The following is a 16,818-nucleotide window of genomic DNA, read 5'->3' on the forward strand; positions in this document are numbered from 1 at the left end:
CCAGGCGGCGCGACCCGCCTGGCGGCCGCCCGGGGTGGCGCGGGTCGGTGCACCGGCCGGCCCGCCCCCGGGCACTTCCGTCGGGGGAGCCGCCCGGGACGCGTTCCGGCGGGCCGCACAAGATCAGGAATTGGGGCCGGCGAAAAAGGGCGCGGACAGAGCTGCGCGCCGGCACGGAAAGTGTCGGCGCGCTCTTTTTGCGTGGTGCGATTCAGTTTTCCGATCCGGAGATCAGGTCAGCGCGGGCTCGGCCAGACGGAGCAGATCATCCGCCTCCGCCGCAGCCGCCGCGAGCCGATCGTTCTCGGCACGCAACCGCGTGATCTCGAACTCCAGAGCCCGAACCGTGGCACGCAGTCGGGTGACCTCGTCGAGGAGGCGCCGATCGGGCGCCGCACCTACGTGGCCGTACAGGGCCTTAGCCATGTTGACTCCTTGATATGCGCTGCCGGAAGGGCCGGCCAACGCGCGCCCAAATGTGTACGCGGCTGTCATCCCAGACGATTCTGGGCATGACCGGGCGCGACTGGCGACACCTACATATTGAGCCGACACCCCCTCCTTAGTCAAGTTCTCGCAGGCCGTAGATCATTTCCACGTCGACCTGTCCACTTGCCGGGGGCTGCCACAAGGCGCGGACACACTCTGTCCGGACACCTTGACTCTACGCCCCGGATCCCGCGAAGTCGCCACCCTGCCGTCCGGCTTCCCCTTAACTCTTCCTTAGCCACGTTGCCGCTGTTCGCGGCCGCCACGTAGCGTCACCCCGGCCCCCGCAAGCGACCCCTTGGAGGCAGAGGCGTGTACGGCTGGACCGACCCGAACGACCCGGACGGCGCGCCCCGACGCCACCAGCAGCCGCCGGGCGAGGAGCCGCCGGCCTGGCTGACCGACCGTCCGGAGCCGAGGTCGGCCTACCTGTTCGGGGACGACCCGGAGCAGCCCGCCGACGAGTGGCACCGTGACCAGCCGACCGCCCGCTGGCAGCCCGAGCCCGCCGGGCCGACCGGGACCTGGCAGCCGCGGTCCACCGACCCGACCGCGACCTGGCGGCCCGAGCCGGGCGACCGCTGGCAGGCCGGCCCCGCCGACCGGTGGCAGGCCGAGCCGGCCGACCGCTGGCAGGCCAGCCCGGGCGACCGCTGGGACGCCGGGGGCGACAGCCCGGCGGACGGGCCGTACCGGGCGGAGCCCGCCCCCGCCGGCGACCGGACCGCCGGCGCCTGGCCGGTCGACGACCCGACCGCCCCCGTCGACCTCGCCGCGCTCCGTGCCGCCCCGGCCGGGGCGACGCCGGCCACCGCCGAGGGCCGCCACCGCCCCCGCCGTCGGTTCTCCCGCCCGGTGCTGATCGGGGGCGCCGCCGCGGCCGCCACGCTGGTCGTGAGCCTCGGTGTCGGCGCGGTCGCGCTGACCGGCGACGGCCCGGCGACCGATCGGGCCGCCGTCGACGACACGATCGCCGCCGCCCCGGCGCTGCCGGGCACCGGGTCGGCACCCGGCGACGCGCTGGCCCCGCCCACCCCGAGCGCCACGCCGAGCGCCGCGCCGACCACCGCCAGGCCCACCCCGTCGGCCACGAAGACCACCAGGCCGACGCCGGCGCCGTCGCGTACCACCGCGGCCTCGCGGCGCAGCGCCGAGCGGAGCACGGCACCGGCCGGCGGCGGCACGAAGGCCCCGGTCGGCAGCGGGACCAGCAGCCAGGCCCGCCAGGTGGTCGACCTGGTCAACGCCGAGCGCGCCAAGGCCGGCTGCGGCGCGCTGGGCATCGACGACAAGCTGACGACCGCAGCCCAGCGGCACAGCCAGGACCAGGCCGACCACCGGAACATGTCGCACACGGGCAGTGACGGCAGCGACCCCGGGGACCGACTGGACCGGGTCGGCTACGCCTGGCGCACCTACGGCGAGAACGTCGCCTGGAACCAGCAGACGCCGGCCGCGGTCATGGACGCCTGGATGAACAGCCCCGGTCACCGGGCCAACATCCTGAACTGCGCCTTCACCGAGATCGGCGTCGGCGTCGCCAGCAGCAACGGGCCGTACTGGACGCAGGTCTTCGCCGCGCCGCGCTGAACGCGAGTCGTGGCCGGGTCCGGGCTCGTTTGACCGGGTGAGGTACGCCGACGCGGCGTACCCGCGCCGGGCGGTGTGCGGCCGCCCGCGACCCGGGAGCTGCCGATGCGGATCCGGCCGCGTACGCGCGCCGTGGGGCGGGGCCTGCGCGGGGTCCTGCCGGCCTGCGTCGCGCTCGCGCTGCTGAGCGTGGTCGCCGCCTGCCGGGTGGACCTCTCCGCGCCGGGCGCCCCGACCACCTGGCCGGTGGCGTCGGCGGGCCGGTGGCAGTGGCAGTGGCAGCTCAGCGGCGTGCTCGACCCGACCGTCGACGCCGACGTCTTCCTCCTCGACCCGGTCGCCACCACCGCCGCGCAGACCGCCGAGCTGCGCTCCCGGGACCGCCGGCTGGTCTGCCAGGTGCACGTCGGCTCCGTCCGGGCGACCGACCCGGACGCGGACCGGTTCCCGGCCGCCGTGCGGGGCGCCGTGTCCCGGCGGCCGCAGAGCCGCTGGCTCGACGTGCGGCAGTGGGACGCGCTGCGTCCGGTGCTGGCCGACCGGTTCCGGCTCTGCCGGGGCAAGGGCTTCGGGGCGGTCGCGCTGGCCGACGCCGACGGGTACACGCACCGTTCCGGCTTCCCGCTCGGCTTCGACGACCAACTGCGGTTCAACCGCCGGCTGGCGGAGCTGGCCCGCTCGCTGAGCCTCTCCCCCGGCCTGATCAACGACCTGGGGCAGGTGGCGGCCCTGGCCCCGGACTTCGACTTCGCGGTCAACGAGGAGTGCGTGCGGCTGGACCAGTGCGCCCGGCTGCTGCCGTTCGTCGAGGCGGGCAAGCCGGTGTTCCACGTCGAGTACGCCGGCTCGACGACGGACTTCTGCGTCACCACGGTGGGCTACGGCCTCTCCTCCATCCGCAAGGAGCGCGAGCTCGACGCGTGGCGGATCCCCTGCCCGGTGTCCTGACGCCACCACCGACACCTCCCCGCGGGCGGGAGGCCGGACCACCCGCAGCTCCCCGCGGGGACCGCCAGCGCCGACGGCGCCTGCGTGCGGGTGGGGGCCGGACCGCGCGTGCGGTCCGGCCCCCGCTCCGGGCGGGTCGTCAGCGGGCGCCGACCAGCTCCGGGGTCGCCGCCGGCGGCTCGGTGGGCGCCGGGGCCGGCCGGGCGCGCAGGAACCGGGGCGCCCACCAGTTCGCGTCCCCGAGCATCGTCATCAGCGCCGGCAGCACCACCGCGCGGATGATCGTGGCGTCCAGCAGGATCGCCGCCGCCAGGCCGACGCCGAGCTGCTTCATGTCGATCGTGCTCAGGGTGGCGAAGATCGAGAAGACGCCGACCATCACGATCGCCGCGCTGGTCACCACGCCGGCCGACGAGGTGATGCCGTACGCCACCGCGTCCCGGTTGGACATGCCGGCCCGGACGCCCTCGCGGATCCGGCTGACCACGAAGACGTGGTAGTCCATCGACAGCCCGAAGAGCACCACGAAGAGGAAGAGCGGCAGCCAGGTGACGATCGCGCCCATCGAGGTGAAGCCGAGCAGCCCCTCGGCCCAGTCGCCCTGGAAGACCAGCACCAGCAGCCCGTACGCGGCGCCGGCGGAGAGCAGGTTGAGCACGATGGAGCTGAGCGCGATCACCACCGAGCGGAACGTCAGGACCATCACCAGGAACGTCAGCAGCAGCACGAAGCCCACGACGATCGGCAGCTTGTCGCGGATGTGCCGGGCGTAGTCCTCGCTGTCGGCGATGTCGCCGCCCACCGCGTACTCCACGCCGGGGACCCCGCCCAGCGCGGCCGGGACCAGGTCGTCGCGCAGCCGGTCCAGCGAGCGGACCGCCTCGTCGGTGCGGCTGGTGTGCGGGGTGGCGACCTCCAGCACCGACACCCGCCGGTCGGCGGACACCTCGATCCTCGGGCCGGTCGCCTCGGTCGGCGCGAAGAGCGGGTCGGCCGACGCCCGGCCGGCCAGCGCGGTCAGCGCCGCCTCGACCCGGTCCGCCGCGCCGGCCGGCGCCCGGACCGCCACGGTGTGGGTGGTGCCGTTGCTCGGGAACGCCGCGGTGAGCCGGTCGTACGCCTGCATGGCCGGCGTGCTGCGGGGCAGGTCCTCCATGCCGGGGAACTTCATCTTCATGCCCAGCGCGGGCGTGGCCAGGGCGAGCAGCAGCCCGACCGAGATCACCAGGGTGGCCACCGGCGCCCGCAGCGCGGGCCTCAGCACGGCCGGCCAGAACCGGGGCGACGCCTGCCCGCCGTGCCGCCCGGTACGCGGGGCGGTGAGCCGCCACAGCAGCGGCACCCGGGGCCGGTCGACCCAGCGGCCGAGCTTGGCCAGCAGGGCGGGCAGCACGGTCAGCGAGCCGATCACCGCGACCGCGACCACCAGGATCGAGCCCACCGCGAGGGAGGAGAAGACGGCGTCGTCGGCGAGCAGCAGCCCGCCCATCGAGATCATCACGGCGAGGCCGGAGACCACGACGGCGTGCCCGGAGGTCTCCGCGGCGATCTCCACCGCGTCCAGGCCCGAGCGGCCCTTCGCCCGTTCCTCCCGCTCGCGCCGCACGTAGAACAGCGAGTAGTCGACCCCGACCGCCATGCCGATCAGCAGGATCACGCTGGCGGTGGTGTCGGTCGCCGGCACCAGGTGCGAGGCGAGGGTGGACAGCCCCATGGCCGCGGCGACCGAGGAGAGTGCCAGCAGCACCGGCACGCCGGCGGCGATCAGCGCCCCGAACGCGATGATCAGGATGGCCAGGGTCACCGGGAGGCTGAGCAGCTCGGCCCGCTTGAAGTCGTCGCCGAGCGTGTCGTCCAGCGCCTGGTTGATCGACGGCCCACCGACCTGCTCGACCCGCAGCCGCGGGTGCCCGTCCTGCACCTCGGCGGTGGCGTCCCGCAGCGGCTGCACTCGGTCGGCGGCGGTCTGCGGGTCACCCGACATCGTGATCGGCAGCAGCAGCGCGGAGCCGTCGCGGGCCGTCACCGGCTCGCCGACCGTGGCCACCCCGGTCACCGCGCGCAGCCGGACTGCCGCGTCGTCGGCGGCGGCCCGCGCGGCGGCGGGATCGAGCGCGCCCCCGCGCGAGGTGATCAGGATGTTCTCGACCGCCGGGTCGTCGAAGTTGCCGGCCGCCACGATCAGCCCCGCCCGGCCCGACTCGCCGACGGCCTGGTCGGCGCCGCTCGCCTCCTTCAGGCCCGCGGCGCTCCCCCCGACGAAGCAGACCGCCACGAACACCACCCAGAGCGCGATGGCCCGCCACGGATGCTCCGCGCTCCACCGTGCCAACCGCACCGTCACCGGTCCTGCCCCCATCGCGGGTCCCCTCGTCACGTCATCCCCTGCCGACGGGGTCGACGCTATGGACGCAACGGGCCCGGGAGCATCAGGGAACGGCCCTGGCCGGGCCCGGAACCCGTACGCGGGCCGAAGGTGCGGCCCGGCCGGGCGAGCCGGGCCGGAACGGGCGGTTCAGGGGGAACCTTCCCGGAGGGGCCGGGCCGACGCGCCGTCGGCGACCCGGAAACCGCTCGGGGTCATCCCCGAAGCGAACCCCGGGGGCGGGGCTGACAGCGCGGGCAGGAGTACGACGAACGGTTCATGAACGCCTCACGACGGATGGGCGCGCCGCACCGGTGGCACGGCAGCCCCTCCCGGCCGTAGACGTTCAGCGCCCGGTCGAAGTAGCCGCTCTCCCCGTTCACGTTGACGTAGAGGGCGTCGAAGCTGGTGCCGCCGGCCTTGATCGCCTCGCCGAGGACGTCCCGGACGTGGCCCAGCAGCCGCAGCGCGGCCGGGCCGGTCAACGCGTCGGTGGGGCGGGTGCCGTGCAGCCTCGCCCGCCACAGCGCCTCGTCGGCGTAGATGTTGCCCACGCCGGAGATCAGCGTCTGGTCCAGCAACGCCCGCTTGACCTCGGTACGCCGCCGGCGCAGCGCGGCGCCGAACGCCGCGTCGGAGAACTGCGGGTCCATCGGGTCCCGCGCGATGTGCGCGATCTCCGCCGGCAGCTCGGCGCCCCCGGCGGAGACCGACAGGCCGCCGAACGTGCGCTGGTCGACGAAACGCAGCTCGGGCCCCTCGTCGGTGAACCGGAACCGGACCCGCAGGTGCGTCTCGTCGGGGGCGTCGGCCGGCTGCACCAGCAACTGGCCCGACATGCCCAGGTGCCCGATCACGGCGTCGCCGCTGTCCAGCGGCAGCCACAGGTACTTGCCGCGCCGGCGCACGTCCAGCACCGTCCGGTCGGCCAGCACGTCGGCGAAGTGCCCGCCGCCGGGCGTGTGCCGGCGTACCGCGCGGGGGTGGCGCACCTCGACGGAGGAGATCCGCCGGCCGGTGACCCACCGGGCCAGCCCCTGCCGGACCGTCTCGACCTCGGGCAGTTCAGGCAAGGCCCAGGCCCGCCTCGGCGGCCTCGGCCGGCTCGTCCCCGGCCACCGGCTCGCCCGCGCCGGCCGGCTCCCGCTCCGCCTGCTCGGTCAGCGTCCGCCAGGCCGCCTCGGCGGCCCGCTGCTCGGCCTCCTTCTTGCTCCGCCCGTCGGCCCCGCCGTAGCGGTTGCCGGCGACGACCACCCAGGCGGTGAACGTCTTGAGGTGGTCCGGCCCGGTGCCCTCGATGCGGTACTCGGGGACGCCGAGCCCGAGCGCCGCCGTCAGCTCCTGGAGGCTGGTCTTCCAGTCCAGGGCGGCGCCCCGGCCGGCCGACTCGGCCATCAGCGGGTCGAACAGCCGGTGGATGACGATGGCCGCGGTGTCCAGCCCGTACTGGAGGTAGATCGCGCCGAGCAGCGCCTCCAGGGTGTCGGCGAGGATGCTCGCCTTGTCCCGGCCGCCGGTGGTCTCCTCCCCCTTGCCGAGCAGGAGGTAGGCGCCGAGCCCGTCCGGGCCGAGGCCCCGGGCCACGTCGGCGAGGGCGCGCATGTTGACCACGCTGGCCCGCAGCTTGGCCAGCTGTCCCTCGGGCAGGTCGGGGTGGTTGTGGAAGAGCGCGGTGGTGATCACCACGCCGAGCACCGAGTCGCCCAGGAACTCCAACCGCTCGTTGGTGGGCAGGCCGCCGTTCTCGTACGCGTACGAGCGGTGGGTCAGCGCGCGCTCTAGCAGTTCCGGATCCAGGCTGACGCCGAACGCGGCTTCCAGGTGACCGACGGACGCCCGCCGCCGCTTGTCGTTGCTCATGATGTGGGTACCTCGGTGTCGGTGGTGCGATCGGTGCTTTCCTCGCGGACGCCCGCATCGGCGCCGTCGAGCAACGCGCGGACCTGGTCGGTGGCGCGACGCCGCCAGAGATGGGCGGCCAGCGCGATGCCCGCGGCGACGTCCTCGGCCCGGGCGGCGCCGTGGCAGACGACCACCGTCCCGGCGACCCCGAGCAGGGCTGCCGCTCGGGGTGCGCCGCCGCCGGACGGGGGCCCGCCGGCCATCGCGTACGCGCCCTCGATCGCCTTGAGCAGCACGTTACCGGTGAACCCGTCGGTGACCACCACATCGGCGCGCGCGCCGAGGGCGACGTCGTACCCCTCGACGAGGCCGACGTAGCGGCCGTCGCAGGGCAGCGACGCGGCGGCGAGGACGGGATCGGCGACCCGGCGGGCGCGGTCGCCCTTGCCCGCCTCGGTGCCCACCGACAGCAGCCCCACCCGGGGCGCGGCGACGGCGTGCGCCACCGCCGCGTAGGCGGCGCCGAGCACGGCGTGGCGGGCCAGGGTGGCCGGGCGCGGCTCCAGCGAGCCGCCGACGTCCAGCAGGACCACCGGACCGGCGACGGCCGGCAGGGTGGCGACCAGCGCGGGACGGCGCACGTCCGGCCAACGGCCGAGGCCGAGCGCGACGGCGGTGACGGTGGCGCCGGTCGACCCGGCGGAGACGAGCGCGTCGGCGACGCCGTCGCGGACGGCGTGCACGGCGGCGCGGACGGTGCTGTCGGCGCGGGCGGCCACGGGGTGGTCGGCCATGCTGACGGCGGCGCGGACCGGCCGTACGGTGACCCGGGCGCGCTGCGCCGGGTCGAGGGCACGGATCACCTCGCCGGCGGCCTCGGCGGGGCCGACGAGCAGCAGGTGCAGGTCCGGGTCGGCGCGCACGGCTCGCAGAGCGCCGTCAACCACGACGGCGGGAGCGTCGTCCCCGCCGAGGAGGTCAACGGCGATCCGCGCGGTGCCCGGCTCCACCGGAACGCCGGCCGGAACAGGCCGGCCGGCGTCGGAGGGAGCCGGGGCACCGGGCGAGTGCCAGGGTGCGCGCGCCGCCCGACCAGGTGTCGGGGGCGTCACTCGGCGTCCAGGTCAGACCTCGAGAACCTGGCGGCCGTTGTAGGTGCCGCAGACGGAGCAGGCGGCGTGGGGCAGCTTCGCCGACTTGCACTGGGGGCAGGCCACGGTCGCGACCACGGTCGCCTTCCAGTTCGCCCGGCGGGCGCGGGTGTTGCTGCGCGACATCTTGCGCTTGGGGACGGCCACGGTTCCTACTCCTCTTTACGGTTCAGTTGCGACAGGCCCGCCCAACGCGGGTCGATCTGCTCGTGACTGTGGTCGGCCGGCAGATCGTCCCAGTGCACCCCGCATTCGGGGCACAGGCCTGGGCAGTCCTCCCGGCAGAGCGGGTTGGTCGGCAGCGTGAGCACCACCGCGTCCCGCAGCGCCGGCTCCAGGTCGATCAGATCGCCCTGCATCCGGCCCACCTCGTCCTCGTCGGTCGTGGTGTCCGTGGTGCTGTTCTCGTACGCGTACAGCTCCTGGATCCGCACGGCCAGCGAGTCGTCGATCTCGCGTAGGCAGCGACCGCACTCGCCCCGGACGGTACCGCTGACGGTCCCCGAGACGAGCACGCCCTCGGACACCGACTCCAACCTCAGGTCGAGGTCGAGGTCCGCGCCCTCCGGCACGGCGATCATCTCGCCGCCGAGGTCCGCCGGTGCCGGCACCACCCGCTTGACCGTACGCAAGGCACCAGGCCGGCGCGGCAGCTCCCTCGTGTCGAGGACCAGCGGCGACCTGGGGTCGAGTGTCGATGGCGTGTGTTTGGGCATAGTCAGACTCCGGCCGGTGAGAGGCCGACAAAAAAGGTTACCTGGGCGACCGCCGGACCGTCGAACCGGGGGCGACGCCCGCCCCGTCTGCCGGCTGGTGAGGTGCCGCTCAGAAGGGTAGCGGGCGTTCCGCCTCCTCCCCACCGAAGGTGCCGATCTCACGCAGCGCGTGCATCTTGTCCCGTCCGCGCTCTATCGAGGCCAGCGCCCGGGTGAGGAACTGCTCGAAGTTGGCCAGGGCGGTGTCGACGTAGTCGTCCACCTCCTCGCGCAGGCGCTGCGCCTCGGCGCGGGCCTCCGCGATGATCCGCGCGCCCTCGTGCTCGGCGGAGACCGTGATCTCGTTCACCGAGACCAGCCGGGCGTGTTCCGCCTCACCCTCGCTGATGATCCGGTCGGCCTCGCGCTTGCCGGCCTCCATGATCTTGTCCCGCTCCTCCAGCAGCGCGGCGGCCCGGCGCAGGTCGGCGGGGAGTTCGGCGCGCAGCTCGTCGAGGACCGCGATGAACTCGCCCCGGTCGACCATGCAGTTGTTGCGCGACATCGGGACGGAGCGGGCCTGCTCCACCATGGCGATCAGTTCGTCGATGCGATCGAGCGGGTCCACCGGTACCTCACTCCTGTCGTTCGTCGGGCCGATCTACATGATGCGGGCTACGGCCGGTTTCCCGCTCCACACATCATGTCGCGCCCCGACCACGCCGCGCCGCTGCCCCCGTCCCGGCGCGTCGCGGCCCGGCGTGGTCCGGCGTGGTCCCCGCCGGGCCGCTACCCCGTCCCGGCGCGGCACGGCACGGCGCGGTCCCCGCCGGAGACGGGACCGGCGGGGTGGGGCGGAGAGGGAGGTCGGGGCGGTCAGTCGCGCGGCGGCGGGGCGAGGCGGGCGCTCAGCTCCTCGCGGACCCGGTCGGGCACGTGGGCGGAGATGTCGCCGCCCCACTTCGCCACGTCCTTGACCAGGCTGGAGGAGAGGAACGAGTAGAGCGGGTTGGTCGGCATGAACAGCGTCTCGACGCCGGCCAGGCCGATGTTCATCTGTGCCATCTGCAACTCGTAGTCGAAGTCGCTGACCGCCCGCAGGCCCTTGATCAGCACGCTCGCCTGCTGGGCCCGGCAGAAGTCGACCAGCAGGCCGCGGAACGACTCCACCCGGACGTTGTCGTAGGAGGCGGTCACCTCGCGGAGCATGTCGATCCGCTCCTCGACCGTGAACAGGCCGCTCTTCGACTGGTTGACCAGCACGCCCACGATCACCTCGTCGAACAGCCGGCTCGCCCGGCCGACGATGTCGAGGTGCCCGTTGGTGACCGGATCGAACGAGCCGGGACACACCGCACGTCTCATGATCGGCGACCGTACCAAAGGGTCGTCTCGCCGTACCTGCGACTGCGCTCGCCGGTGACGCCCTCCACCCACCCGACCGGGCCGGTGCGACTGGACCGCTCCACCACCACCAGCGCGTCCGGGGCCAGCCAGCCGCCGTCGACCAGCGCGGCGAGCATCGCGGTGATCTCCGCGTCCGGCACCGCGTAGGGCGGGTCGGCGAAGACCACGTCGTACGGGTCGCCGTCCGGGCCGGCCGCCAGCACCGTGGCGACCCTGCCGGTGACCAGCCGGGCGGCCGGGGCGGCGCGCAGCGCCGCCACGTTCTCCCTGATCACCCGGGCCGCCCGGGGGTCGGACTCCACCAGCAGCACGTGCGCGGCACCCCGGGAGAGGGCCTCCAGGCCGACCGCGCCGGACCCGGCGTAGAGGTCGGCGAAGCGGGCGCCGGCCAGGTCGACGTCGGCCTGCACGGCGCTGAACAGCGCCTCGCGGACCCGGTCCGACGTGGGCCGGGTGCCCGCGCCGGGCGGCGCGGCGAGCCGGCGCCCGCCGAGGGTCCCGGCCACGATCCGGGTCACCGTCTCCTCCTGCTCATGCGCACGACGCTACGCGACGCGGAGGCGGCCGGCGTCGACACGGTGCGTGCCTGCGATCGACCCGGGCGACCACCCACCGTATATCGATGATCTCGCATTCATAACAACCTGCCCGGCCTCCGCCGTGCGTTGTGCCGCGCGCGGCGATCTCGCTAGGGTCTGCCGGTGCCGGCGGGTGGCCCGCCGGCCCCACGGCACGACGGGGCTCCCGCGTCGCCGCGCGCGCTCGGCAGAGCCGCCCGACCGCCCCTTCGGCGCCGCTCCTCCAACGCTTCCTCACACCCCGGGAGTACGCGTGATCCGTTCCCCGCTGTCGCCGCGGCGACCGCTCACCGTGGCAGCCGCCGCCCTGGCCGGTCTCGTCACGGCGTTCGCGGTCTCGTCGCCGGCGATCGCCACCAACCCGTCGCCCTCGGCCTCGGCGAGTGCGACCACCCCCGCCCCCACCCCCCAGCCGACCCGGTCGTCCACTCCCCAGGAGCCGACCTGCGTCAGCGCCGCCGACGCGCGCTACACGCACACGTTCGACGGGCCCCGGGGCGAGGCCTCGATCACGCTGACCAACGGCCCGCTCTGCGAGGGCGAGAAGCAGGACTTCGCGCTGGTGTCCTACGTGGCGCCGTCGGCGAAGTTCGCCGTGCCGCAGTACCTGTTCGACAAGTCGGTGAAGGCGTTCACCTCGGTGCCGGACGGCGAGCTCGGCACCGTCGCCAAGCTGGAGTTCAAGGTCGCCGTGCCGACCTGCTTCACCCAGGTCGACTTCGTCTTCGGCAGCGAGGTCATCGACCCGCTGGTCGAGGGCGGCAAGCGCTACGACAACCGCAAGGTCGGCAGCGCCTCCGGCATCGGCTCCCGCTCCGAGGGCCCGGACGCCTGGTACAACGGCGGTGCGGGCACCTGCGTGGCCGAGCCCGCCGTCGAGGCCACGTACGACTGCGCCGGCACCGCCACGCTCACCCTGGTCAACCGGGGCAACGTGGCGGCGGTCTTCGCGATCACGGGCAGCGGCGAACTCGCCGAGAAGGTGACCGTCGGGGCGGGCAAGTTCGAGAAGCTCGAACTGACCGAGGCGCAGGCCAAGGAGATCACCGTCGCGGCCGAGGGCATGAAGACCTGGCAGGGCGGCTGGAAGCAGCCCGAGGACTGCCAGCAGCCCGAGGTCGGCGAGCCGACGATCTCCCACGCCACCACCTGCGAGGAGCTGATCCTCAAGGTGGCCAACCCGGAGAACGGCATCAGCCTCACCTCGACCTTCACCCCGAGCACCGGCGAGCCGAAGACCGTGACCTTCGAGCCGGGCACCACGAAGACCGTGACGTTCCCGGCCTCCGCGGGGCTCAGCGTCGTCTTCACCGGTGACCTGGAGTCGGCGAAGCCGATCGCGTGGACCGCTCCCGAGGGCGGCTGCGACGAGGGCGGCGAGGGCGGCGGCCTCCCGGTCACCGGCGCGGCGGCCGGCGGCATCGCCGCCGGCGCGGTCGCCCTGCTCGCCCTGGGCGCGGTGCTGTTCGTCGTCGCCCGCCGGCGTCGGGTGCGCTTCACCGCCTGAGCCGGACCGAGCTGACCCGTGAGGGCGCGCCGACCGCACGGTCGGCGCGCCCTCACCCGTTGCGGGCCGGCGTCGGCCGGAGAGCATCCCGCCAACGGCCCCTGTGGACCACGGCCGGAGAGCCACCCCGCTCACGGCCCTCGTGGACCGCGGCCGGGCGTCGGCGCGGCCACATCGGACGGCCGGCCCGGCGTCAGCCCTTCTCCAGGTATTCCGCGCGTTCCTCGTCGACCAGGGCGGCCACCGAAGCGGCCAGCGCCGGATGCCGGGCCAGCTCCGGGTCCTCCTCGACCAGGGCGATCGCCTCGGCCCGGGCGTCGCGGATCAGGTCGGCGTCGCGCAGCAGCGAGAGCAGCCGCAGGTGCGAACGGCGCCCCGACTGGGTGGCGCCCAGCACGTCGCCCTCCCGGCGCTGCTCCAGGTCCAGCTCGGCGAGCTTGAACCCGTCGGTCGTGGAGGCCACCGCGTCGAGCCGTTCCCGCGCGGGCGTCCCCTCCAGCGCCTCGCTCACGAGCAGGCAGAGCCCCGGGGCCGAACCCCGGCCGACCCGGCCGCGCAGCTGGTGCAGCTGGGAGACGCCGAACCGGTCGGCGTCGAGCACGATCATCACCGTCGCGTTCGGCACGTTGACGCCGACCTCGACCACGGTCGTGGCGACCAGCACATCGAGGTCGCCGGCGGCGAAGGAACGCATCACCGCGTCCTTCTCGTCGGCCGGCAGCCGGCCGTGCAGCACGCCGATGCGCAGGCCGTGCAGCGGCCCCTCGGCGAGCAGCGGCGCCACCTCGGTGACCGCCATCGGCGGGCGCCGCCCGTTGTCGTCCTCCGGCGGCGGCTCCTCCTCACTCGCCGGGCCCTCGCCGATGCGTGGGCAGACGACGTACGCCTGGTGCCCGGCGGCCACCTCCTCGCGCACCCGGCGCCAGGCCCGGTCCAGGAAGGCCGGCTTCTCGGCGGCCGGGACCACGTGCGAGGCGATCGGCGAGCGGCCCTGCGGCAGCTGGGAGAGGGTGGAGGTCTCCAGGTCGCCGTAGACGGTCATCGCCACCGTGCGCGGGATCGGGGTGGCCGTCATCACCAGCACGTGCGGCGGCTGCTCGGCCTTGGCACGCAGCGCGTCCCGCTGCTCGACGCCGAAGCGGTGCTGCTCGTCGACCACCACCAGGCCGAGGTCGGCGAAGTCGACGCCCTCGTAGAGCAGGGCGTGGGTGCCGAGCACGATGCCGGCGGCGCCGCTGGCGACCTCGGCCAGCGCGCGCCGGCGGGCCGCCGCGCCCAGCGAGCCGGTGACCAGCTCGACCCTGGTGGCGTCGTCGGCCGCGCCCAGCTCGCCGGCCCGCCCGAGCGGCCCGAGCAGGTCGAGGATGCCCCGGTGGTGCTGCGCGGCCAGCACCTCGGTCGGGGCCAGCAGCGCGGCCTGCCCGCCCGCGTCGACCACCTGGAGCATCGCGCGCAGCGCGACCACGGTCTTGCCGGAGCCGACCTCGCCCTGCAGCAGCCGGTGCATCGGGTGGGCCGTGGCCAGGTCCGCCGCGATCTCCACCCCCACGTCGTGCTGGCCGGGCGTCAGCTCGTAGGGCAGCCGGGCGTCGAAGGCGTCGAGCAGGCCGCCGGGCTTCGCCGGCCGGGGCCGGGCCGGCCACGCGGCGGCCCGGTGCTTGCGCTGCACCAGGGTGAGCTGCACGGCGAACGCCTCGTCCCACTTGAGCCGCCGTCGGGCCCGGTAGAGCGCCTCCTTGCTGGACGGCCGGTGGATCTCGCGCAGCGCGGTGCCGATGCCGCCCAGGTTGCGGCTCGCGCGCAGGGCGGCGGGCAGCGGGTCCTCCGGCGCGGTGAAGGTGTCCAGCACCACCCGGACGCAGCGGGCGATCACCCAGGTGGGCACCGCCGCGGCGGCCGGGTAGACCGGGATCAGCGCGCCCGCGAACTCCTCGATCTCCTCGCTGGCCGCCGCCTCGCCGTCGCCGCCCTCGCCGAGCAGGACGTACTCCGGGCCGTTGAGCTGCCGCTTGCCCCGGAACTCGGTGACCTTGCCGGCGAACAGGCCCCACCGGCCGGGGCGCAGCTCCCGCTCCCGCCAGGCCTGGTTGCCGAAGAAGGTCAGCGTCAGGGTGCCGCCCGAGCCGTCGCCGACGGTGACCTCCAGCAGGTTGCCCCGGCGCTGGCGCATCGGGCGCACGGCGGTGCGCTGCACCTGGGCCAGCACGGTGACCTGCTCGCCGACGTCGAGCGAGCGGATGTCGGTGTGCTCGCCGCGCTCGTCGTAGCGGCGCGGGAAGTGGTAGATCAGGTCGCCGGCGGTGTGCAGGTCGAGGTGCCCGGCGAGGGCCTTCGCGGTCTTCTCACCGACCAGCTTCTTCAGCGGCGTGTCCAGCGTGGACGGCTCGGACGTCATTCGACCCCCACCAGGAGCGGATAGTGCGGCTGCCCGCCCGGGTACGCCTGCACCTCGACGAACGGCCAGCGCCGCCCGACGTGCGCACGGACCGCGTCGGCCAGCCCGTCGGGGGCGTCCGCCCCCGAGAGCAGCGTCACCAGCTCGCCGCCGCCGCCGAGCATCCGGTCGACCACCGCGACGCAGGTGTCGGTCAGGTCGGACCCGATCAGGTGCACCTCCCCCTCGACCAGCGCCAGCACGTCGCCCGGGCGGCAGGGGCCGGCGACGGTCAGCGCCTCGCGGCGGGCGTGGCAGACCTCGGCGTAGCGGCAGGCGCCGGCCGCCTCGGCCATCGCGATCACGTCGTCCTCGAAGCGCCGGGCGGGGTCGCGCACCGCCAGGGCGGCCAGCGCCTGCACCGGCGAGCGGGTCGGCACCACGCTGACCTTGACGCCGAGCCCGTGCGCCTCCCGGGCGGCGGCGCTCGCCACCGCCTGCGTGTCGGGATCGTTGGGCAGCACCACCACGCGGGCCGCCCCGGTGGCGCGGATCGCGTCCACCAGCTCGCCGATCGACGGGTTGCCCGGCACCACCGTCGCGCCCTCGCCGGCGAAGAGCCCGGCGATGCCCGCGCCGGCGGCCACCACCACGGCGGCCCGCCCGTCCGCCGCCACGGCGGGCGGCACCGGGGCGGCCTGGTCGGCGAAGCGGGTCACCGAGATGCGGTGCGGCCGGCCGGCCACCACGCCCGCCTCGATCGCCGCGCCCACGTCGTTGACGTGCACGTGCACGTTCCAGGTGCCCGTACCGGCACTGCCGTCGCCGACGACCACCAGCGAGTCGCCGAGGGCGGCCAGCTCGGCCCGCAGCCGGGCCACCGCCTCCGGCCCGGCGTCGAGCAGGAACTGCACCTCGTACGCGTAATCCTCGGAACCGGTCTCGCGGACGGCGGTGACCGGCGGGCGGACCGGGCGCGGCGCGGGCGCGGGCCGTTGCGGGCTCTCGCCGGTCACGACCTCGACCAGGGCGTCGAGCAGCAGGCAGAGGCCCCGGCCGCCGGCGTCCACCACGCCGGCCCGGGCCAGCGCCGGGAGCTGCTCGGGGGTGCGCGCCAACGCGTGTGCCGCCCCGCCCGCCGCCGCCCGGGCCACCGCGCGCAGGTCGTCGCTGTCGGCCCGCTCGGCGGCGTGCGCCGCCGCGGCGACGACGCTGAGCAGCGTGCCCTCGACCGGGCGGGCCACCGCGGCGTAGGCGGCGGCGGCGCCGTCGCGCAGGGCGGCGGCCAGCTCGCGCCCCCGCACGACGGGCACGGCGGCGACGGCGTCGGCGAAGCCGCGCAGGATCTGCGACAGGATCACCCCCGAGTTGCCCCGCGCGCCCAGCAGCGCGCCCCGGGCCATCAGCCGCAAGGCGTGCGCGTGCGCGGTGGGCCCGTCCTCCGGGAGCGTGCCGAGGTCCATCGCGAGCGCCTGCTGGGCGGAGGTGAGGGTGAGCACCATGTTGGTGCCGGTGTCGCCGTCGGGCACCGGGTAGACGTTGAGGTCGTCGATCTCGCCCTGGTGGCGCTTCAGCGCGACCAGCCCGCCCGCGCACCAGCGGCGGACCGCGGCGGCGTCGAGGGTGTCCAGCACGGCGAGAAGCCTACTGGCGCGCACCGACACGCGCCCGGGTCGACGGGACTCCCGCGGCGTGTCCGGCATCCTTCGCACCGACTATCCTCGTGGCGTGTCCCTCCGCGCGGCGACGACGCGGGGACGATGCGGACCGCGGGCGAGCGTGCCCGCGTCGCGCGGTGCCGGCCCCCACCCGGGCCGGCCTCCGGGGCCGGTTGGTCGGGTCCCCGGGTCATCGGGTAACCTGGCCAGGTTG

Annotated in this window: 15 protein-coding genes; 3 read left to right on the forward strand and 12 right to left on the reverse strand. The window is 75.2% G+C overall.

Going from position 1 to position 16,818, the window contains the following annotated elements; genetic code table 11:
• Positions 1–231 precede the first annotated feature (231 nt).
• Positions 232–426, reverse strand: coding sequence for a hypothetical protein (locus AB0G08_RS07430; protein WP_091096806.1), 195 nt, complete (start codon positions 424–426; stop codon positions 232–234).
• Positions 427–801: 375 nt separating this feature from the next.
• On the opposite strand from AB0G08_RS07430, the gene AB0G08_RS07435 reads away from it, so the two are divergent.
• Positions 802–2,079 carry a CAP domain-containing protein gene (locus AB0G08_RS07435; protein WP_358084497.1) on the forward strand — a complete coding sequence of 426 codons (1,278 nt, stop codon included), beginning with the start codon at positions 802–804 and terminating at the stop codon, positions 2,077–2,079.
• 105 nt (positions 2,080–2,184) lie between these two features.
• The gene (locus AB0G08_RS07440; protein ID WP_358084500.1) at positions 2,185–3,027 is read left to right on the forward strand and encodes an endo alpha-1,4 polygalactosaminidase; all 843 of its coding nucleotides are present in this window, start codon (positions 2,185–2,187) and stop codon (positions 3,025–3,027) included.
• A 139-nt stretch (positions 3,028–3,166) separates the two neighbouring features.
• Here the strand turns inward: AB0G08_RS07440 and AB0G08_RS07445 are convergent, their stop codons facing one another.
• From AB0G08_RS07445 to rsmD, 9 genes are all read right to left on the reverse strand, one after another.
• Complete coding sequence (locus AB0G08_RS07445; RefSeq protein WP_358084503.1) at positions 3,167–5,386, reverse strand: MMPL family transporter; 2,220 nt, start codon at positions 5,384–5,386, stop codon at positions 3,167–3,169.
• A gap of 221 nt (positions 5,387–5,607) precedes the next feature.
• Positions 5,608–6,465: a bifunctional DNA-formamidopyrimidine glycosylase/DNA-(apurinic or apyrimidinic site) lyase gene (gene mutM / locus AB0G08_RS07450; RefSeq protein ID WP_358084506.1), complete on the reverse strand. Its 858-nt coding sequence runs from the start codon at positions 6,463–6,465 to the stop codon at positions 5,608–5,610.
• The gene (rnc, locus tag AB0G08_RS07455; protein ID WP_358084509.1) at positions 6,458–7,252 is read right to left on the reverse strand and encodes a ribonuclease III; all 795 of its coding nucleotides are present in this window, start codon (positions 7,250–7,252) and stop codon (positions 6,458–6,460) included. Before rnc ends, mutM begins: the two co-directional genes overlap by 8 nt.
• On the reverse strand, positions 7,249–8,244 hold the full coding sequence (locus tag AB0G08_RS07460; protein WP_358084512.1) for a phosphate acyltransferase PlsX: 996 nt from the start codon (positions 8,242–8,244) through the stop codon (positions 7,249–7,251). Before AB0G08_RS07460 ends, rnc begins: the two co-directional genes overlap by 4 nt.
• A gap of 114 nt (positions 8,245–8,358) precedes the next feature.
• On the reverse strand, positions 8,359–8,532 hold the full coding sequence (rpmF, locus tag AB0G08_RS07465; protein ID WP_018786309.1) for a 50S ribosomal protein L32: 174 nt from the start codon (positions 8,530–8,532) through the stop codon (positions 8,359–8,361).
• Between the two features lie 5 nt (positions 8,533–8,537).
• The gene (locus tag AB0G08_RS07470) at positions 8,538–9,101 is read right to left on the reverse strand and encodes a YceD family protein (RefSeq protein ID WP_357876003.1); all 564 of its coding nucleotides are present in this window, start codon (positions 9,099–9,101) and stop codon (positions 8,538–8,540) included.
• 109 nt (positions 9,102–9,210) lie between these two features.
• Positions 9,211–9,708 (reverse strand): hypothetical protein, encoded by a 498-nt coding sequence (locus AB0G08_RS07475; protein ID WP_357876005.1) that lies wholly within the window; start codon positions 9,706–9,708, stop codon positions 9,211–9,213.
• Positions 9,709–9,956: 248 nt separating this feature from the next.
• Entirely contained in the window at positions 9,957–10,445 is a 489-nt protein-coding gene (gene coaD, locus AB0G08_RS07480; RefSeq protein WP_357876007.1) for a pantetheine-phosphate adenylyltransferase, read from the reverse strand.
• Positions 10,442–11,005, reverse strand: a complete 564-nt coding sequence (gene rsmD, locus AB0G08_RS07485; protein WP_358084515.1) for a 16S rRNA (guanine(966)-N(2))-methyltransferase RsmD — start codon at positions 11,003–11,005, stop codon at positions 10,442–10,444. Before rsmD ends, coaD begins: the two co-directional genes overlap by 4 nt.
• Positions 11,006–11,318: 313 nt before the next feature.
• Between rsmD and AB0G08_RS07490 the strand changes: the two genes are divergently transcribed.
• Positions 11,319–12,572 (forward strand): hypothetical protein, encoded by a 1,254-nt coding sequence (locus AB0G08_RS07490; protein WP_358084518.1) that lies wholly within the window; start codon positions 11,319–11,321, stop codon positions 12,570–12,572.
• A 193-nt stretch (positions 12,573–12,765) separates the two neighbouring features.
• Here AB0G08_RS07490 and recG read toward each other — a convergent pair whose 3' ends face one another.
• A complete protein-coding gene (gene recG, locus AB0G08_RS07495; protein WP_358084521.1) occupies positions 12,766–14,967 on the reverse strand; it encodes an ATP-dependent DNA helicase RecG in 2,202 nt (733 codons plus the stop codon).
• On the reverse strand, positions 14,964–16,580 hold the full coding sequence (locus tag AB0G08_RS07500; protein ID WP_358084524.1) for a DAK2 domain-containing protein: 1,617 nt from the start codon (positions 16,578–16,580) through the stop codon (positions 14,964–14,966). The genes recG and AB0G08_RS07500 overlap by 4 nt, the downstream gene beginning before the upstream one ends.
• Positions 16,581–16,818: the final 238 nt, after the last annotated feature.

The organism is Micromonospora sp. NPDC023644 (assembly GCF_040640115.1).
Lineage (GTDB): Bacteria > Actinomycetota > Actinomycetes > Mycobacteriales > Micromonosporaceae > Micromonospora.

Bases quoted from the DNA above. Each gene is read 5' to 3' on its own strand.
- AB0G08_RS07430 (WP_091096806.1), bottom strand. From the start codon at position 426: ATGGCTAAGGCCCTGTACGGCCACGTAGGTGCGGCGCCCGATCGGCGC.
- AB0G08_RS07440 (WP_358084500.1), top strand. From the start codon at position 2,185: ATGCGGATCCGGCCGCGTACGCGCGCCGTGGGGCGGGGCCTGCGCGGG.
- AB0G08_RS07445 (WP_358084503.1), bottom strand. From the start codon at position 5,386: ATGGGGGCAGGACCGGTGACGGTGCGGTTGGCACGGTGGAGCGCGGAG.
- rnc (WP_358084509.1), bottom strand. From the start codon at position 7,252: ATGAGCAACGACAAGCGGCGGCGGGCGTCCGTCGGTCACCTGGAAGCC.
- AB0G08_RS07470 (WP_357876003.1), bottom strand. From the start codon at position 9,101: ATGCCCAAACACACGCCATCGACACTCGACCCCAGGTCGCCGCTGGTC.
- coaD (WP_357876007.1), bottom strand. From the start codon at position 10,445: ATGAGACGTGCGGTGTGTCCCGGCTCGTTCGATCCGGTCACCAACGGG.
- recG (WP_358084521.1), bottom strand. From the start codon at position 14,967: ATGACGTCCGAGCCGTCCACGCTGGACACGCCGCTGAAGAAGCTGGTC.